This window comes from Qipengyuania benthica, assembly GCF_030717865.1.
In the GTDB taxonomy this organism is placed as follows: domain Bacteria; phylum Pseudomonadota; class Alphaproteobacteria; order Sphingomonadales; family Sphingomonadaceae; genus Qipengyuania; species Qipengyuania benthica.
This window is the reverse complement of record NZ_JAVAIL010000007.1, coordinates 23,461-40,419: the sequence shown is the minus strand read 5'-3', so window position 1 is coordinate 40,419 and position 16,959 is coordinate 23,461. Positions and strand designations below refer to the sequence as shown.

Annotated in this window: 23 protein-coding genes; 6 read left to right on the top strand and 17 right to left on the bottom strand. The window is 65.4% G+C overall.

All coding sequences use genetic code 11. The features are described from left to right. Positions 1-162: 162 nt before the first annotated feature. Both Q9K01_RS14905 and Q9K01_RS14900 read left to right on the top strand, forming a co-directional pair. Positions 163-651 (top strand): hypothetical protein, encoded by a 489-nt coding sequence (locus Q9K01_RS14905; RefSeq protein ID WP_305930916.1) that lies wholly within the window; start codon positions 163-165, stop codon positions 649-651. Next, positions 648-1,334 (top strand): Crp/Fnr family transcriptional regulator, encoded by a 687-nt coding sequence (locus Q9K01_RS14900; protein WP_305930915.1) that lies wholly within the window; start codon positions 648-650, stop codon positions 1,332-1,334. Before Q9K01_RS14905 ends, Q9K01_RS14900 begins: the two co-directional genes overlap by 4 nt. Positions 1,335-1,356: 22 nt before the next feature. On the opposite strand, the gene Q9K01_RS14895 is transcribed toward Q9K01_RS14900, so the two are convergent. The 17 genes from Q9K01_RS14895 to coxB all read right to left on the bottom strand — a co-directional run bounded on the left by Q9K01_RS14895 (position 1,357) and on the right by coxB (position 14,392). Then, positions 1,357-1,779, bottom strand: coding sequence for a hypothetical protein (locus tag Q9K01_RS14895; protein WP_305930914.1), 423 nt, complete (start codon positions 1,777-1,779; stop codon positions 1,357-1,359). A gap of 80 nt (positions 1,780-1,859) precedes the next feature. Beyond that, on the bottom strand, positions 1,860-2,336 hold the full coding sequence (locus tag Q9K01_RS14890; protein ID WP_305930913.1) for a molybdenum cofactor biosynthesis protein MoaE: 477 nt from the start codon (positions 2,334-2,336) through the stop codon (positions 1,860-1,862). Next, a complete protein-coding gene (locus Q9K01_RS14885) occupies positions 2,329-2,571 on the bottom strand; it encodes a MoaD/ThiS family protein (protein WP_305930912.1) in 243 nt (80 codons plus the stop codon). Before Q9K01_RS14885 ends, Q9K01_RS14890 begins: the two co-directional genes overlap by 8 nt. After that, positions 2,571-3,572, bottom strand: a complete 1,002-nt coding sequence (gene moaA / locus Q9K01_RS14880; RefSeq protein WP_305930911.1) for a GTP 3',8-cyclase MoaA — start codon at positions 3,570-3,572, stop codon at positions 2,571-2,573. The genes Q9K01_RS14885 and moaA overlap by 1 nt, the downstream gene beginning before the upstream one ends. Then, entirely contained in the window at positions 3,569-3,907 is a 339-nt protein-coding gene (locus tag Q9K01_RS14875; RefSeq protein WP_305930910.1) for a Rossmann fold domain-containing protein, read from the bottom strand. Before Q9K01_RS14875 ends, moaA begins: the two co-directional genes overlap by 4 nt. After that, a complete protein-coding gene (locus tag Q9K01_RS14870; RefSeq protein ID WP_305930909.1) occupies positions 3,904-4,278 on the bottom strand; it encodes a dihydroneopterin aldolase in 375 nt (124 codons plus the stop codon). Before Q9K01_RS14870 ends, Q9K01_RS14875 begins: the two co-directional genes overlap by 4 nt. Positions 4,279-4,286: 8 nt before the next feature. Further along, positions 4,287-5,177: an RsmD family RNA methyltransferase gene (locus Q9K01_RS14865; protein ID WP_305930908.1), complete on the bottom strand. Its 891-nt coding sequence runs from the start codon at positions 5,175-5,177 to the stop codon at positions 4,287-4,289. After that, positions 5,177-6,577: a threonine synthase gene (gene thrC / locus Q9K01_RS14860; RefSeq protein WP_305930907.1), complete on the bottom strand. Its 1,401-nt coding sequence runs from the start codon at positions 6,575-6,577 to the stop codon at positions 5,177-5,179. Before thrC ends, Q9K01_RS14865 begins: the two co-directional genes overlap by 1 nt. 49 nt (positions 6,578-6,626) lie before the next feature. Further along, the gene (locus tag Q9K01_RS14855; RefSeq protein WP_305930906.1) at positions 6,627-7,244 is read right to left on the bottom strand and encodes an SURF1 family protein; all 618 of its coding nucleotides are present in this window, start codon (positions 7,242-7,244) and stop codon (positions 6,627-6,629) included. Continuing rightward, the gene (locus Q9K01_RS14850; RefSeq protein WP_305930905.1) at positions 7,241-7,627 is read right to left on the bottom strand and encodes a DUF983 domain-containing protein; all 387 of its coding nucleotides are present in this window, start codon (positions 7,625-7,627) and stop codon (positions 7,241-7,243) included. Before Q9K01_RS14850 ends, Q9K01_RS14855 begins: the two co-directional genes overlap by 4 nt. Beyond that, positions 7,627-8,448, bottom strand: a complete 822-nt coding sequence (locus Q9K01_RS14845; protein WP_305930904.1) for a cytochrome c oxidase subunit 3 — start codon at positions 8,446-8,448, stop codon at positions 7,627-7,629. The genes Q9K01_RS14850 and Q9K01_RS14845 overlap by 1 nt, the downstream gene beginning before the upstream one ends. Positions 8,449-8,515: 67 nt before the next feature. After that, positions 8,516-9,100, bottom strand: a complete 585-nt coding sequence (locus tag Q9K01_RS14840; protein WP_305930903.1) for a cytochrome c oxidase assembly protein — start codon at positions 9,098-9,100, stop codon at positions 8,516-8,518. Between the two features lie 2 nt (positions 9,101-9,102). Next, complete coding sequence (locus Q9K01_RS14835) at positions 9,103-9,228, bottom strand: hypothetical protein (RefSeq protein WP_305930902.1); 126 nt, start codon at positions 9,226-9,228, stop codon at positions 9,103-9,105. Beyond that, complete coding sequence (locus tag Q9K01_RS14830) at positions 9,225-10,142, bottom strand: heme o synthase (RefSeq protein WP_305930901.1); 918 nt, start codon at positions 10,140-10,142, stop codon at positions 9,225-9,227. Before Q9K01_RS14830 ends, Q9K01_RS14835 begins: the two co-directional genes overlap by 4 nt. 45 nt (positions 10,143-10,187) lie before the next feature. Next, positions 10,188-11,159 carry an alpha/beta fold hydrolase gene (locus Q9K01_RS14825; protein WP_305930900.1) on the bottom strand — a complete coding sequence of 324 codons (972 nt, stop codon included), beginning with the start codon at positions 11,157-11,159 and terminating at the stop codon, positions 10,188-10,190. A gap of 107 nt (positions 11,160-11,266) precedes the next feature. Continuing rightward, a complete protein-coding gene (gene ctaD / locus Q9K01_RS14820) occupies positions 11,267-12,988 on the bottom strand; it encodes a cytochrome c oxidase subunit I (protein WP_305930899.1) in 1,722 nt (573 codons plus the stop codon). Positions 12,989-13,021: 33 nt separating this feature from the next. After that, positions 13,022-14,392 (bottom strand): cytochrome c oxidase subunit II, encoded by a 1,371-nt coding sequence (gene coxB / locus Q9K01_RS14815; protein WP_422785333.1) that lies wholly within the window; start codon positions 14,390-14,392, stop codon positions 13,022-13,024. Between coxB and pyrE the strand changes: the two genes are divergently transcribed. The 4 genes from pyrE to lepB are packed head-to-tail and all read left to right on the top strand — an operon-like array spanning position 14,333 to position 16,957. Beyond that, positions 14,333-14,914, top strand: a complete 582-nt coding sequence (gene pyrE / locus Q9K01_RS14810) for an orotate phosphoribosyltransferase (protein ID WP_305930898.1) — start codon at positions 14,333-14,335, stop codon at positions 14,912-14,914. The genes coxB and pyrE overlap by 60 nt on opposite strands. Continuing rightward, positions 14,911-15,666, top strand: a complete 756-nt coding sequence (locus Q9K01_RS14805; protein ID WP_305930897.1) for a pyridoxine 5'-phosphate synthase — start codon at positions 14,911-14,913, stop codon at positions 15,664-15,666. The genes pyrE and Q9K01_RS14805 overlap by 4 nt, the downstream gene beginning before the upstream one ends. After that, positions 15,663-16,064 (top strand): holo-ACP synthase, encoded by a 402-nt coding sequence (gene acpS, locus Q9K01_RS14800; protein WP_305930896.1) that lies wholly within the window; start codon positions 15,663-15,665, stop codon positions 16,062-16,064. Before Q9K01_RS14805 ends, acpS begins: the two co-directional genes overlap by 4 nt. After that, complete coding sequence (lepB, locus tag Q9K01_RS14795; RefSeq protein ID WP_305930895.1) at positions 16,061-16,957, top strand: signal peptidase I; 897 nt, start codon at positions 16,061-16,063, stop codon at positions 16,955-16,957. The genes acpS and lepB overlap by 4 nt, the downstream gene beginning before the upstream one ends. The last annotated feature ends 2 nt before the right edge of the window (positions 16,958-16,959 follow it).

Below are 16,959 nucleotides of genomic sequence, written 5' to 3'. Positions count from 1 at the left end.
GATGGGTGCCGTTAAGGGAATGCCCCCACCAAGTCAACGCTCGACCGCGCGAAAATTCGTTTCAAAATTCTCCGGGGGTCGTTCGCCAACGCGGTGGCGCGACGGCTGAGCCGTGCTATCAGGCTGGCGATGCCTCACCCAGCCCGTCTTGCCCTTCCCGCCTTGGGTGTTCTCGCTCTGAGCGCCTGTGCCAGCCCTTCCGCCGACTATCCATCGCTGGCGATCCGCGACGTTGAGCGCGCGCGAGGCCAGTTCGAACCCATCGCGGTCGATCCGATAGCCGTTCCCGAGGTGCCGGTGAGCTATGAAGGCAGCCTCGAAGAGCGCCTGGCAGGGTTGGTCGGAGCCGCCCGCAGCGCCCACCAGCGGTTCGTCGCCAGCGCCCCCGCCGCGCGCCGGACCGTTGCGGCCACGGGCCGCACTGCTGTCGGCAGCAGCGCCTGGGGAGCCGCGCAGGTTGCGCTGGCCGACCTCGATTCGATCCGCAGCGATACCGCTATCGCTCTGGCGGATCTCGATATTCTGTATATTGCCGCCGCCATTGCGGCCGAGGATCGGGCGCAGATCGATGCCGCGCGATCGCTGGTCATCGAGCTGGTAGAGGAAGAAGACGAGCTGCTCGCCGAACTGCGCGAGCGCGTGGAACCATGAGTCTCGTCTGCGTCGAATGCCCGGTTCGCGACCGTGCGGCTTGTGCCGTGCTCGAGGAGGACGAGCGCAACGCGCTAGCCAGGGCCGGGCGGATGCGCGACCTGAAGCGCAACGAAACGCTGTTCGCTGCGGGCGAACCCGTGTCGAGCTGCGCAACGCTGGTTTCCGGTGCGCTCAAGGTCGCCACCATGGATGCCGAGGGGCGCGAGCAGATCCTGGCGCTCATCCATCCCGCAGGTTTCGTTGGCGAATTCTTCCGCCCCTTCGCCGAACACGATGTGATCGCATTGTCCGACAGTCGGCTTTGCGTATTCGCCGGCCCGACCATGGAGCAAGCGATCGATGCCTATCCAGCGCTGGCCCGTGCGCTGCTGCGGCGCGCGCAGGAGGACCTTCATGCGAGCCGGGTGCTGCAGGCGCTGACCGGCAAGGCTTCGGGCAAGGCACGGGTCGCAGCGCTGTTGCTCGGCTTCGGCCAGGCGGCGAGCGATTCGCCCTGCCATCCCGCAGCGCAGTTCGATCTGCCGCTGTCCCGGGGCGAGATGGCGAACATGCTGGGGCTGACCATCGAAACCGTCAGTCGCCAGATTACCGTACTCGAGCGCGAAGGCGCGATCGCACGCAAGGGAAAGCGCGGGATCGAACTCGTCGACCCCGCGCTCCTCTCCGAAGCGGCCGCCTGACCGCCTCTCCCCACTTGGCCCGCTAGATCGTGGCGACGATCGTCACCATGGCGATCGCCCAGGCCAGGATCAGGACGGGCAGGATCATCATCTGGACCATCGCATCGCGTCCGAGCAGACGTCCGGTGTGCGTGGAAATCCCCAGCCGCTTGAGTTGTTTCAGATCGAGCGGGCGCTGCCCGGCCTGCGGCGCAAGCCGGGTCCAGATCATCGGCACGCCGAAGCCCGCGAGGATGAAGATCGTGAAAATCGCCATGGGAATCGCGAGACCGGGGCTCTGCAGACCGATCCCGAGCACCGCGATGAAGCCGAGATAGAGCGCGACCGTCGCGCCATAGAGCGCCTTGGGCATTTCGAAGCTGCGATCGACCACCACCTGATGGCGTGGTTCCGCACGGATGATGGCATGTTCGGCGACGATCTCGCGAGTGAAATGCTTGGACATGATCGGAACTCCCGGTTGCTGTACAGCCGCTTTGCGCCGAACGGGAGCGGCGTTCCTTGACTACGATCAAACGCGAATAATTACTGCCAGCGAGCGAGCGCGTCGTGATCCTCGGCGCGAGGCTCGATCCAGTGCCAGCCGTCGCCGCGCTTCTCGCGCTTCCACAGCCAACTGGCCGACTTGAGGTGGTCCATAAGAAAATCGACCGCCTCCAGCGCGCCGCGCCGATGCTGCGCCGCCGCGGCGACGAGCACGATCCCCTCGCCGGGCGTCAGGACTCCGATCCGGTGCCAGACAAGCACACCGTCGAGCGCGAATCGCTCCTTCGCCTGCCCGGCCAGCCGCTCCATGCCGGGTAGGGTGAGCGGTCCGTAATGGGTGAGTTCGAGCGCCTTCACCGGCACCTCGGACGAGCCTGGGCGCACCTTGCCCAGAAAGCTCACGATTCCGCCAGACTGCGGATGCGCGGCGTTGAAGGCGGCGAGCGCCTCGCCGACCGACAGCCCGCTATCGAGCAGGCGAACATCGGTCGGGGTTTCGAGTGCGAGCCTAGCCACCGCTGACCGGCGGCAGGAGCGCCACCTCTTCGCCGTCCTCTGCAAGCAGTGCGGTCTTGTCGGCCAAGACCCTTCCGGCGCAGGCGAGATTGACCCGCTCCTCGCGCAATTTCGCGGCGACCTGCGGCCCAACCGCTGCGAGCAATCCGTCCCAGTCGAGCGGCGCCGGAGCCTCTCGCTCGGCCATCCCCGCCAGATCGCGCAAAGGCCCCAGAAAGACGATCCGGACCGCCATCAGCCACCGGTGACCGACATGTGGCGCGCCAGGGCGGGTGCTTCGCCGCGCGCGCGGATGGCGAAACTGTGGCGCTCGGGCTTGACCGCGAGGGCGCGATCCAGCGCGGCGTCGAGCGCGTGCGGCCCCGGATCGCTGCGCAGCGCGGCTCGCAGATCGACCGCCTCCCCGCCGCCAAGGCAAGGATAGAGCTGCCCGGTCGCGGTTACCCGCATCCGGTTGCAGGAGCCGCAGAAATTCTCCGTCAGCGGCGTGATCAGCCCCAGGCGTCCACCGGTCTCGGCGATATCGAAATAGCGTGCCGGGCCGCCGCTGCGATGTTCGGAGGGCTTCAGCGTCCAGCGCTGTTCGAGCCGTGCTCGCAAGGCATCGAGCGGCAGATAGCTGTCGATCCGGTCGCCGTCGATCTCGCCCAGCGGCATGGTCTCGATCAGCGTGATCGCGTGCCCCTCGCCATGCGCCCAGGCGATCAGATCGGGCAGTTTGTCCTCGTTTATTCCCTTGAGCGCCACCGTGTTGAGCTTGACCGCGATACCAGCCTCTTTCGCTGCGGCGATGCCTTCGAGCACCTGATCCAGCGCATCGCGGCGGGTGAGCTGCGCGAAGCGCGCCGGATCGATCGTGTCGAGCGAGACGTTGACCCGCCGCACCCCGGCGCGCGCCAGCTCGTCGGCATGGCGCGCCAGCTGGGTGCCGTTGGTGGTCAGCGTGATCTCGTCGAGCCCTTCGCCGACATGACGGCCCAGCGCGCGGACGAGATCGATCATGTCGCGCCTGACCAGCGGCTCGCCGCCGGTAAGGCGGATCTTGCGCACCCCGCGGGCCATGAAGGCGAGCGAGAGTCGGTGCAGTTCCTCGAGGCTAAGCACCTCTTTTTTGGGAAGAAAGCGCATCATTTCGGGCATGCAATAGCTGCAGCGCAGATCACAGCGATCGGTCACCGACAGGCGCAGGTAAGTGATACGACGCTGGAAAGCATCGATGAGCGGGCTGGTGTTCATGATGGCTCTACGAGCGGATCGCCCGCACCGGTCCCGTCGCTCTCGAAATATTGGCCCGTGATCCCGGGCGCGTTGCCAAGATAGGCTTCGAAGCCATCGAGCGCGGCGCCCTCGCCCGCCACCAGATTGACGCGCCGCGGCGCATGCGCGCGCGCCAGCCCGGCGGCGATCGCGAGGCGCCATTCGCGGTGGGTGTGGTCGGCGGGGGCCAGCGTGACCATGACATCCTCCCCGCTCTCGAGCGCGGCGGCAATATGCGCCAGCCAGTGTTGATGGAACAGCCCGGCCGCGGCGAGCGGCTCGGGCGGCAGATCGTCCACCGCGATCCGCTTCATCCGCGGCGCTCGCGGTGCAGCGTGATCCCGATCCGCTCGCCCGCCTCGGCGATTGCGAGCTTGACGATCTTGACGGTCACCGCCTCGATGCGCGCGTCCTGCAGGAAGAGCGTTTCGCAGACATGATCCGCAACCGCCTCGATCAGCTTGAAATGTACCCCTTCGGGGAGCGCGTCGGAGGCGGCGAATTTGAGATCCATGTAGTTCTTCGAGGCATCGAGCGAAGTGTCCGGCTCGTAGCGGTCGAGCGGCTTCAGCCGCGCGGTGATCGCGAATCGCAGCGGCTGCGGCTTGCCGGTCTCCTCCGAATAGATGCCGGTGAGGACATCGTGTTCGAAATCGGCGACTTCCAGATGCAGCGAATCACTCATGCGTCCCTCTAGCCCGGATTGGACCAGCGCGCGAAGATCGCGGTGGGGAGCAGCCGCGCGCCCTCGCCGGTTTCGGCGACCGCGAGATCGCCATGCTCGATCACCCCGGGGAGCCCCGCGAAGACCTCCTGAAGCAGACCTGCGAGCGCGAGGCTGCTCATTCGCACCGCATAGACGGTGAGGAACAGGAACTTGCTGTCGGCATCGAGCAGCCTGCGGCAATCGCCGACCAGCCCGGGCAGGCCCGATTCGAGCCGCCAGACCTCGTTGCCGGGGCCGCGCCCGAATTTGGGGGGGTCGAGGATGATGCCATCGTAGCGCCGCTCGCGCCGGACCTCGCGCGCGGTGAATTTCTCGGCGTCGTCGACCAGCCAGCGGATCGGGCGATCCTCCATGCCCGACAGCGCGGCGTTCTCGCGCGCCTGCGTCACCGATTTCTTGCTGGCATCGACATGGGTGACCCGCCCGTAACGGCTCAGCGCCAGCGAGCCGACCCCGGTGTAGCCGAACAGGTTGAGCGTCTCGGCGTCCTCGCGCCCGTCCAATTGCTCTCCCATCCAGCCCCACACTGGCGCCATGTCGGGGAAGAAGCCGAGGTGGCGGAACGGGGTGCACTGCGCGGTGAAGCGCGCCTCGCCATAGGACAGCGGCCAGCCCTCCTCGGGCACCGAGACGAAGAACTGCCAGCGCCCGCCGCCATCCTCGTCCGAGCCGGGGACGAATTCGCCATGCGCGTCCCACTCCTCGAGCCGCGGCGACCACATCGCCTGCGGTTCGGGCCGGATGAAGCGGTACGGGCCATAGGACTCGAACTTGCGACCATGTCCGCTGTCGAGCAGGCGATAGGCGTCCCAGCCCTCGCCCACCATCAGCACCGGGTCCCTGCGCAGCTCCGCCATCAGCCGCGCGGGCTCGCATGCGTCAGGATGAAATCGCGCACCGCATCGTAGCCGCCGGACAGCTCGGTATAGGCTTCTTCACGCGCGAACAGATCGCCGACCCGCAACGGCAACGTCGGCCGCGTCCCGGTCGCCCGCTCGACCGCATCGCGGAACTTCGCCGGGTGCGCGGTTGCCAGCGTGACGATGGGAACATCGGCAGGCAGGTCGAGCGAGTGGGCGGCGTGCAGCCCGATCGCGGTGTGCGGGTCCACCACCTCGCCCGCCCGATCCCAGGCCCAGCGCATCGCCTGCGCCATCGCGCTCTGGTCGGCGCGGGCGCTGGTGAAGAGCGAGGCGGCGCCTTCGCGCTGGGCATTGCTGAGCAGCATCGCGCGCGAGGTCTCGAAGCCGCGCATCTGCCCGGCCAGAGCGCTGCCATCGCGCCCGCCGATATCGAACAGCAGACGTTCGAAATTGGAGCTGACCTGGATGTCCATGCTCGGAGCGGCGGTCGCGGTGACCTCGCTTTGCGAATAGTCGCCGCTCGTCAGGGCCCGGTGGAGGATGTCGTTGACATTGGTCGCCACCGCCAGCCGCGCGATCGGGAGCCCCATCCGCGCGGCGACATGCCCGGCGAAGACATCGCCGAAATTGCCCGTCGGCACGCTGAACGCCACCGAGCGCTCGGGCGCGCCGAGCTGGAGCGCGGCGGCGAAATAGTAGACCACCTGCGCCATCAGCCGCGCCCAGTTGATCGAATTGACCGCGCCCAGCCGGTGCTTGGCGGTCATCGCCTCGTCGGCGAACAGCCGTTTCACCATCGCCTGCGCATCGTCGAAGCTGCCGTCGATCGCGATATTGTGGACGTTGGGGGCGCGGACCGTGGTCATCTGGCGGCGCTGGACATCGCTCACCCGCCCCTTGGGATGGAGCATGAAGATCTCGACCTTGTCGCGCCCGGCGACCGCATCGATCGCGGCGCTGCCGGTGTCGCCGCTGGTCGCGCCGACGATGGTGAGCGTGCCTCGCTCGCGCGCGAGGAATTCCTCGAACAGCAACCCGAGCAATTGCAGGGCGACATCCTTGAAGGCCAGCGTCGGCCCGTGGAACAGCTCGAGCAGCCAGTGCCGCTCGTCGAGCTGGACCAGCGGGGTCACCGCCGCGTGCGCGAAGCGGCCATAGGCTTCATCGCACAATTCACGGAGCCGCTCGAGGCTCAGGCTGTCCCCTACGAAGGGGTGCATCACGGTCGCGGCGAGCTGCGCATAGGGCATTCCGCGCATCGCCGCGATTTCGTCCTGCGAGAAATGCGGCCAGTTCGCGGGCAGATAGAGTCCGCCGTCACTCGCCAGCCCGGCAAGCGTCACACCGGCGAAATCGAGCGTCGGAGCGCTGCCTCTGGTCGAGATGTAATCCATCAAGGCTGCGCCTAGCTTGCGGCCCTGCGCTGGGCAAGCAAGCCGCGCTTTAGCGCGGCGAAGCCGGGTCGCTCCTGCGCCCTGCCGTGAGGCCCAGCTTCTGGCGCAGGACGAGACCGTAGATCACGAGAGCGGTCAGCGCGAACAGGAACCACTGACCCGCGTAGGCGAGGTGATTGTTGGGCAGATCGGCGGGGTCGGGCGCGGCCAGCGGTTGCAGCCCGGCGACCGGCTCGATCGCGACCAAGCGCACCGATTGGCCATAAGAAGCGACAATCCCGGTGACGGTCCCGCCCTCCCATGCAGGAGGGAACGGTTCGCGCGACCAGCCCACCGCGACATTCGCGCTGGTGCCGTCCGGCAGGAGGCAGCGCGCGATCTGCGCCCAGCCCTTCTCGCCGCGGCGCGAGGTACCCGCGATGCTGTCGAAGCCGGTTACCCGCTCGCACTCCACGGTGCTGCGGCGAAACAGGGCGGCCTCGTACTGCGCCGGGGTAGGCCAGGCGACGGCGGCCCGATCGCTCGCCGCGGCGTAGCGGGCGATTAGCGCCTCTTTCTCGTTCATCCGTCCCAATTGCCAGAAACCCAGCGCGATCATCACCGCCACCGCCGCCAGCACGATGACGGTGGACAAAACGGGGATGCGAGCAATCGTCGGTCCGCTCATTCGGACCGTCCGGCTTCACCGGCCTTGTTGCGATATTCCGCGATCAGCAGCAGCGCCTTGGAGACCCGCAGACCGCCCAGCACCGCGCCGATGGTGATCGGGACCCACAGCAAGATATGGACCCAGAAGGGCGGGCGGACCGCGGCGTCGAGCCAGATCGCCAGCCCGGTGATGAGCGCGCCGATGATCAGGGTGAGAAAGGCGGCCGGTCCGTCCCCGACGTTGAACCGCTCGTAATCGAGCTGGCAAGCGCTGCAGCGCGGCGCGAATTTGACCACGCCATCGAACAGGGCGCGCTCCCCGCAGCGCGGACAACAACCGAAAAGGGCGGCCTCCGCAAGGGAAGGCCGCCCCGATTCCGTGTCCGGCGAACCGGGCTGCATCAGTGGACTTCGGCGCCCCAGCCGCCCCAGACATAGACGGTGATGAAGAGGAACAGCCACACCACGTCGACGAAGTGCCAGTACCAGGCAGCGGCTTCGAAGCCGAAATGCTGGCGCGGGGTGAAGTGCCCCAGATAGCTGCGGCGCAGGCAGACGATCAGGAAGATCGTCCCGATGAGCACGTGGAAGCCGTGAAACCCGGTCGCCATATAGAAGGCCGAGCTGTAGGTGTTGCCGCCGAACTCGAACGGAGCGGCCGCATATTCATAGGCCTGGATCGAAGTGAAGATGATGCCCAGGATGATCGTCGCCCACAATCCCTTCTTGAGACCCTCGCGATCGCCATGGATCAGCGAATGGTGCGCCCATGTGACCGTGGTGCCCGAACACAGCAGGATCAGCGTGTTGAGCAACGGCAGCGAGAACGGATCGATCACCGCCTCGATCGCCTCGGGCGGCCATACGCCACCGATCACGTCGGACAATTCGCTGGGGAACAGCGCGAAGTCGAACCAGCTCCAGAACCAGCCGACGAAGAACATCACTTCCGACGCGATGAACAGGATCATGCCGTAGCGCATGTGCAGTTGCACCACGGGGGTGTGATCGCCGCGCTCGGCTTCCTTGACGATGTTCGAGAACCAGCTGAAGAAGGTCGCGATCAGACCGGCGATACCCAGGCCGAGCACCAGATGCGCGGCCTCCATCTCGTGCATGAACAGCACCATGCCGGTGGTGAAGGTCAAAGCCGAAAGCGAGCCTACGAACGGCCAGATGTCGGGTTCGAGAATGTGATAATCGTGATTTACGGTGCCAGCCATGGGTCTTTCGGTCCTCTGGATCGGATGTGAGGGCCCTTAAAGCGGCTCGCGCTCCGGGTCCAGTGCCTTACTCGCCGCCGCTTTCCGGACGGTCCTTGGCGCGGTGGAAGGTGTAGCTCAGTGTGATCTGCTCGACATCCTTGGCGTTCTCATCGGTGAGAATCGCGGGATCGACGTAGTAGAGCACCGGCATGCGGATCTCCTCGCCAGGCTGGAGCACCTGTTCGGTGAAGCAGAAGCACTGTATCTTGTTGAAGTAGCGCCCAGTCTGTTCGGGCTCGACGTTGAAGGTCGCGGTCCCCGTGATGGGCACATCGCTGTCGTTGCGGGCGGTGTAGAAGGCCAGATCGCGCTGGCCGATCTGGACCGTGTCGGTCGATTGCTCTGGCCGGAAGGTCCACGGCACGTCGGTTGCGGTGTTGCCGTCGAAGCGAATCGACATCGTTCTTCCACCTGCGCTCTGCGCCATCTTGGCAGCCAGCGCCGCATCGGATTCGCTGGCGCGCTGGGTCGTCCCGCCGAACCCGGTAACCTGACAGAACAGGTTGTAGAGCGGGACTGCAGCATACCCCATTCCCAGCATGGCGGCGGCGCCCAAGAACGCGAAGAAGGCGGTCCGCGCGTTGCGATTGTCGAGGGTGGCCGTAGTCATGCTCAGTCGCCCATCCTTACGATCGTGATCGCGTAGAACAGCACCACGAAGAACAGCAGCACCGCGCCCAGCGCGAGATTGCGGCTGCGCCGGCGGCGCTTGAATTCGGTTTCTTCTTCGGGCGTCATGCGGTCACTCCATTGACGACCAGCACCCGGTCCACAACCAGCACCGCGAATAGCGCGAAGAGGTAGAGGATGCTGAAGGCGAACAGCCTTTTCTCGGGCTTCATTGCATCGTCGGTGCCGGTCTGCCGGAAAGCGACGGGGAGCGAAAGCGCAAGGAAGGCAAGCGACAATGCGAGCGCCGCAAGTCCGTAAACCAGGCCGGTTCCGCCGATGAGCCACGGGGCGGCCGCGATCGGCACCAACAGCAGGGCATAGGCCAAGATCTGGCGGCGCGTGCTGGTCTCGCCGCGGGCGACCGGCATCATAGGGATGCCGACCTTGGCGTAATCCGACTTCACGAACAGCGCGAGCGCCCAGAAATGCGGCGGGGTCCAGAAGAAGATGATCGCAAACAGCAGCACCGGCATCATCGTGATCTCGCCGGTCACCGCGACCCAGCCGATCAGCGGTGGAAACGCGCCGGCACCGCCGCCGATAACGATGTTCTGCGGCGTACGGGGTTTCAGCCAGATGGTGTAGACCACGGCGTAATAGACGATCGAGAGCGCCAGGATCGCAGCCGCCAGCCAGCCGATCGCCAGCCCCATGACCAGAACCGAGGTCACAGACAGCGCGATCCCGAAGTCGCGGGCATCGCCGCGCTGCATCCGGCCGGCCGGGAGCGGGCGTTTGGCGGTCCGCTTCATCCCGGCGTCGATGTCGGCTTCCCACCACTGGTTGAGCGCCGCCGCCCCTCCCGCGCCCAGCGCGATGCACAGGATGGCGGTAAATCCGAGCACCGGATGGATCGCTCCGGGAGCTGCCAGCAGGCCGCACAGCCCGGTGAAGATCACCAGGCTCATCACCCGGGGTTTGGTCAGAGCAAAGAAGTCGCGCCAATCGGCGGGCAGGACAAGGGGTACGGTCTGGGGCATGGTGTGAGCGCCATATAGACGCACAAGGCCCGGCGCGAAAGGGCGTTAGAGCCGGTGCAGCCAGTCGAGCAGCAGGCGGTTCACTTCGTCGGGTTTTTCCTGCTGGGTCCAGTGCCCGCAGCCCTCGAGTATGCATCCCTCGACGTTCGGGACGAACATGCGGGTGAACCCCACCGGATCCTCGATCGCGCCGAACAGGAAGGATGCAGGGTCACGATCGCCGCCGATGAACAGCGCGGGCTGATCGATCAGCCTTCCGGCGAATTGCTGCAGCCATTCGTAATCGCGTTCATGGTTGCGATAGCGGTTGAGCGGACCGCGAAAACCGGAGGTTCGAAATTCGTCTTCGTAGAAATCGAGATCGGTCTCGCTCAGCCACTCGACCGGTTGCGGTTCGGGAAGTCCTTCGAGAAATGTGGCGCCCAGCGCCTTGTCCCAATAGTCTCCCGGCGGCACATCGCCCGAGATCGAATACATCATCCGCTGGACGAACTCGCGCGGGTCCGCCTCGGCCTCGGCCTCCGCGACGCCGGGCTCCTGGAAGTACTCTTGATAGAAGAACCGCCCCTTGGCGGTGAAATGCTCGCGGAAAACCTCGGTGAAAGGCCGGTTCGGCACCCCGCCGAAGGGCACCGAGAAACCCGCGACGGCGCGGAAATGCTCAGGGTTCGTCAGCGCCGAATTCCACACGATCGGCGCGCCCCAATCATGCCCGACGAGCACCGCGGGTTGATCGGGCGAGAGCGCCTGCCTCAATCCGACCAGATCGCCGACGATCCGCTCCATCGCATAGGCTTCGATCGCTTCGGGCTTGTCGGAACCGCCATAGCCGCGCACGTCGATCGCGCAGGCAGTGAATCCGGCTTGGGCGACGGGGCCGATCTGGTGGCGCCAACTGTACCAGCTCTCGGGAAAACCATGGACGAAGACGACCAGCGGTCCCTCTCCGGAGATCGCACAGCGCAGCGATAGCTCTCCAACATCGATCAGGCGCATCTCTGGACTGGTCCTAGTCATGAACATCTCCTCTGACGACAGGAATGCGTCGTCTGTGTGCCTGCCGTCAACGCAAACGGCCGGCCCCATTGGGACCGGCCGCTCGTTAATTTGTTATGACCGACCGCTCAGACGCTCGTTTCCTTCGGAACGTCCTGACGGTGGTCGTGGTAATCGTGATGTTCCTCGATCACCGGCAGGGTCTCGAACTGGTGGAACGGCGGCGGGCTGGACAGCGTCCATTCCAGCGTGGTCGCACCTTCGCCCCAGGGGTTGGCGGGGGCCTTCTTGCCGACGGTGAAGGCGTAGATCAGATTGGCGAAGAACAGCAGCATCGAAGCGGCCATGATGTGATAGCCGACCGAGCTGATGTTGTTCCAGTACTCGAACGCCGCCGGATAATCCGGGATACGCCGCGGCATCCCGTTGAGGCCGAGGAAGTGCTGCGGGAAGAAGATCACGTTCACACCGATGAAGAACCCCCAGAAGTGCAGGTGCGCGAGCAGTTCGGAATGCATCCGCCCGCTCATCTTGGGGAACCAGTAGTAGAACCCGGCGAACAGCGAGAACACCGCGCCCATCGACAGCACGTAGTGGAAGTGCGCGACCACGAAATAGGTGTCGTGGACCACGTCGTCGACGCCGCCATTGGCGAGATAGACACCGGTCACGCCGCCGACCGTGAACAGGAAGATGAAGCCGAGCGACCAGACCAGCGGGCTCTTGAACTCCATCGAACCGCCCCACATCGTAGCGATCCAGCTGAAGATCTTCACGCCCGTCGGGACCGCGATGACCATGGTCGCGGCGGTGAAATACATCTTCGTGTTCACATCGAGACCGGTGGTGTACATGTGGTGCGCCCAGACCACGAAGCCCACCACGCCGATCGCCACCATGGCGTAAGCCATGCCGAGATAGCCGAACACCGGCTTGCGGCTGAAGGTCGCGACGATCTGGCTGATCATGCCGAAGCCGGGCAGGATCATGATGTAGACCTCGGGGTGGCCGAAGAACCAGAACAGATGCTGGTAGAGCACCGGATCGCCGCCGCCGGCCGGATCGAAGAAGGTGGTACCGAAATTGCGATCGGTCAGCAGCATGGTGATCGCGGCGGCGAGCACCGGAAGCGCCAGCAGCAGCAGGAAGGCGGTGACCAGCACCGACCACACGAACAGCGGCATCTTGTGCAGGGTCATGCCCGGCGCGCGCATGTTGAAGATGGTGGTGATGAAGTTGGTCGCGCCCAGGATCGAGCCCGCGCCCGCCAGGTGGAGCGAGAAGATCGCGAAATCGACCGCCGGACCCTGACTGCCGGTGGTGGAGAGTGGCGCATAGACCGTCCAGCCGGTCCCCGCTCCCGGACCGGTCCCGCCCGGAAAGAAGAGCGAGGCCATCAGGCTCAAGAATCCGGCGACCGTCAGCCAGAAGCTGACATTGTTCATCCGCGGGAAGGCCATGTCTGGCGCGCCGATCATCAGCGGCACGAACCAATTGCCGAAACCGCCGATCATCGCCGGCATGACCATGAAGAACACCATGATCAGCCCGTGCGCGGTGATGAAGACGTTCCACATGTGCAGCGCGGTATCGATATCCGACGTGCCGGCCATGAACTCGGCCCACCAGGTCAGGTACTGGATGCCGGGTTCGGCCAGTTCCATCCGCATGATGCCCGAGATCGCACCGCCGATGATGCCCGCGATGATCGCGAAGATCAGGTAGAGCGTGCCGATGTCCTTGTGGTTGGTCGACATGAACCAGCGGGCGAAGAAGCCCGGCTTGTGATCGGCATGGTCATGCGCGTGATCGTCGGCATGGGCCTGGAATGCGTCGGCTGTGGTGGCCATGATGGGTGGTCTCTTCGTTCGCTGAAATTCGGTTTACGTGGTCGGCGACGTGTCTTGGGTCGGCGCAGCGCCCGCGCCCGGAGCACCGGGAACGGCACTCTCGGGCCCCTGAAGCGGCGGCAAGGCAGCGTCGGTCGCGGCAGCGGCTGCCTCGTCCTCGGCAAAGGTGCCGCCCTGCTCGCGAACCCATGCCCGCCACTGGTCGAGCGGCAGAGCCTCGACCGCGATCGGCATATAGGCATGACGCGCGCCGCACAGTTCCGAACACTGACCGTAATAGACGCCGGGCTCTTCGATCTCGAGCAGGCGCTCGTTCAGGCGCCCCGGAACCGCATCGAGCTTGAACCACAGCGACGGGACGGCGAAGCTGTGGATGACGTCGGCAGCGGTAACCTGCAGCCGGATCGGAACCCCGGCAGGAACGACCATGCGGTTGTCGACCGCGAGCTGCCCCGGTTCACCCCGGGCCAGGGCCTCTTCCTCGTCGAGCATGTTCGAGATTATCTCGAAATCGCCATTGTCGGGATAGGTGTAGCCCCAGTACCACTGGTAGCCGGTGGCCTTGATCGTGATCGCGTCCTCGCCGGGCACTTCATACTGCCTGGCCAGCAGGCCGATCGACGGAATCGCGATGGCCACCAGGATCAGCACCGGAACCACGGTCCAGATCACTTCAATGGTCGTATTGTGCGTTGTCTTCGACGGCACCGGATTGGCTTTGCGGTTGAAGCGCAGCACAACATAAAGCAGCAGCCCGAGCACAAACAGGCTGATCAGCGCCATCATCCAGACGAGCCCGATGTGCAGATCGTAAGCAAACCGCCCGTCCTCGGAAAACTGGTCCTGGATGTCCAGGAGGCCATCGCTCGGCATCCCCTTGCCCTCGACCGGCGCCAGCGGGCTGTAGGTGTCGGCGCCAGCCACGACCGCATCGGGGTCGGCGACATCGGCAGCCACTGCCGGATCGATCTGTTCCAGCGCGGCGGGCGGCGTCACCGCCGGTGCCGGGGCGACGAGATCGCCGGGCTCGAGGGTCGATTGCGCGCTCGCGGCCTGCCAGCCGAAAGCCAGCACAAGCGCAGCAAACAGGGCTGCGAAAATCCGGAAAGCCCCGCGATGGGCGGCAGAAAATTGAATGCTCGACATATTGTCCCGTTTCACTGGCACGGGCGGAATTCCCGCCGCGGATACCGGCCTGCGACGCGACACAAGTCGCCCAATGGCCGAGTTGTGTCGCCCTATAGGCAGGCTTTCACCGCGCCTCAAGCGCAAGGGGGCAAAAAATGCGCAAGGTCGTTTGCCTCTTGCGCAATGGCCGGCAAATCGCTTTGTGCTCGCGCTGATATGAACGACGAATACATCCTCGCCGATTTCCGCGCCAGCGAAGCGCTGCTCGAAGGGCATTTCCTGCTCTCCTCGGGCCGCCATTCGGGCCACTACCTGCAATGCGCGAGGGTGCTGATGAACCCGGATCGCGCCGCGCGGCTGGCGCGCGGACTGTGCCAGAAATTGCCCCGCGAGATTCGTTCGCAGGTCGATCTCGTGGTCAGCCCGGCGATGGGCGGTCTGATCATCGGCCACGAAGTCGGCCGCTGCCTCGAGAAGGACGCCATCTTCCTCGAGCGCCCCGAGGGCGAGTTCCATCTGCGCCGGGGATTTCGCATCGAACCGGGCCAGAAGGTGCTGATGGTCGAGGATGTGGTCACCACCGGCCTCTCGAGCCGCGAAGCGATCGCGGCGGTGGAACGCGAAGGTGGCGAGGTGATCGCCGAAGTCGCGCTCGTCGATCGTTCGGACGAGACGCTGGATCTGGGCGTCCCCTTCTTCGCGCTGCTCGACATCAATTTCCCGACCTATGCCGAGGACGAACTGCCGGCAGAACTGGCGGCCATTCCCATAACCAAACCGGGCAGCCGCAAGGTTTGAGCCAGACGCCTCACCCAGAGACGAGGCCCGTTCCGCTGCGGCTGGGCGTCAACATCGATCACGTCGCCACCATCCGCAACGCGCGCGGCGGCGAGCATCCCGACCCCGTCCGCGCGGCGCAGATCGTCGCCGCAGTGGGCGGCGACGGGATCACCGCGCACTTACGCGAAGACCGTCGTCACATCCGCGACGGCGATCTGCAACGTATCCAGGAAGCCACCGGCCTTCCTCTCAACCTCGAGATGGCGGCGACCGAGGAAATGCTCGCCATCGCGCTGGCGCACAGGCCGCACGCCGCCTGCATCGTTCCCGAAAAACGCGAGGAGCGCACCACTGAGGGCGGGCTGGATGCCGCGGGTCAGGACAACCGCCTCGCGCCTATCGTCGCGCGGCTGCTCGACCACGGCATCCGCGTCAGCCTGTTCATCGAGGCCGAGGAACGCCAGCTCGAAGCGGCGCTGCGGCTCAAGGTCCCGGTAGTCGAATTCCACACCGGCGAATATGCCCACGCCACCGGCGAAGAACGTGCGCGCGAACTGCGCCGCATCGCAGACATGGCCGCGCTGGCAGCAAAGAACGGGATCGAACCCCACGCCGGCCACGGGCTCACCTACGACAACGTCCAGCCGATCGCCGCCATTCCGCAGATCGCCGAGCTCAACATCGGGCATTATCTCGTGGGGGAGGCGGTTTTCGTCGGACTCGAACAGGCCGTGCGGCAGATGCGCGAATTGATGGACGACGCGAGGTGATCATCGGCCTGGGCTCGGACCTGTGTAATATCGAGCGAATCCAGTCCTCTCTCGATCGCTTCGGCGAGCGCTTCGAGAACCGCGTCTTCACCGAGACCGAGCGCGCCAAGGCCCGCCGCCGCCCCTTCACCATTGCGGGCACCTATGCCAAGCGATTCGCCGCGAAGGAAGCGTTCTCCAAAGCCATCGGCACGGGGTTCCGACGCGGGGTGTTCATGAAGGACATAGGGGTGGTCAACGCCGCTTCCGGCGCTCCCACTCTGGCGCTGGAAGGCGGCGCGGCGAAGCGGCTTGCGGAAATGGTTCCGCCCGGCCATGAGGCGCATATTCATCTCACCCTCACCGACGATCATCCATGGGCGCAGGCCCTGGTTGTCATCGAGGCCCTGCCCACATGAGTTCCGACACCATCGCCGCGACCGATCCTTCAGCGAAGAATGCGTCTGCCGACAGCAAGGGCGAGCGCGTCAACTGGCTTGCCGAACTGCGCGGGCTGGCGCTGATGCTGCTGGCGGTGTTCGCCTTCCACAGCTTCGTCGCGAAACCCTTCTACATCCCCAGCACGTCGATGCTGCCCAATCTGTTCGTGGGCGACCGGCTGGTGGTGAGCAAATATCCCTATGGCTGGAACTGGTCGTCGATCAGCTTCCATCTCGCTCCGCGCGGCGACTGGCGCATTTTTGGCGATACGCCCGAATACGGCGATGTCGTGATCCCCGTCCACCCCACCCGCGACGAGGACTACATCAAGCGCGTGGTCGCGCTGCCCGGCGATCGGATCGCGGTTCGCGACGGGCGGATCATCCTCAATGGCGAGGCGGTGCCGCAGGAGGTCGAGCCGGCACTGCGCATCCCCGCCGATTACGACCGGCATTTGTGCAATGGCGACCCCTGCATGGGCGATTTCGCCCCCTATCTGATGCGCGAGCCGAACGGCGAATCGGTCTATGAAATCCCCGTGCGGCGCGAAACGCTGCCCAATGGCGCGAGCTATCTCATCATCGATCACCAGGACCAGTATCTCGACAATTATCCCGAGATCACCGTGCCGGAAGGCCATGTCTTCGTGATGGGCGACAATCGCGACCATTCGGCCGACAGCCGGGCGGAGATCTTCGCGCAAGGGCTCGGCGGACCGGTGCCGCTGGAGAACATCGGCGGTCGCGCCGAGTTCATTACCTTCTCGCTCGATGGCACCACCAGCCTCAACCCGGTCAGCTGGATCACTTCGCTGCGCGCCGACCGCGCCTGGTCCACGCTGCGTCCGCCGCTTGCCGAACGGGCCGAATAGCA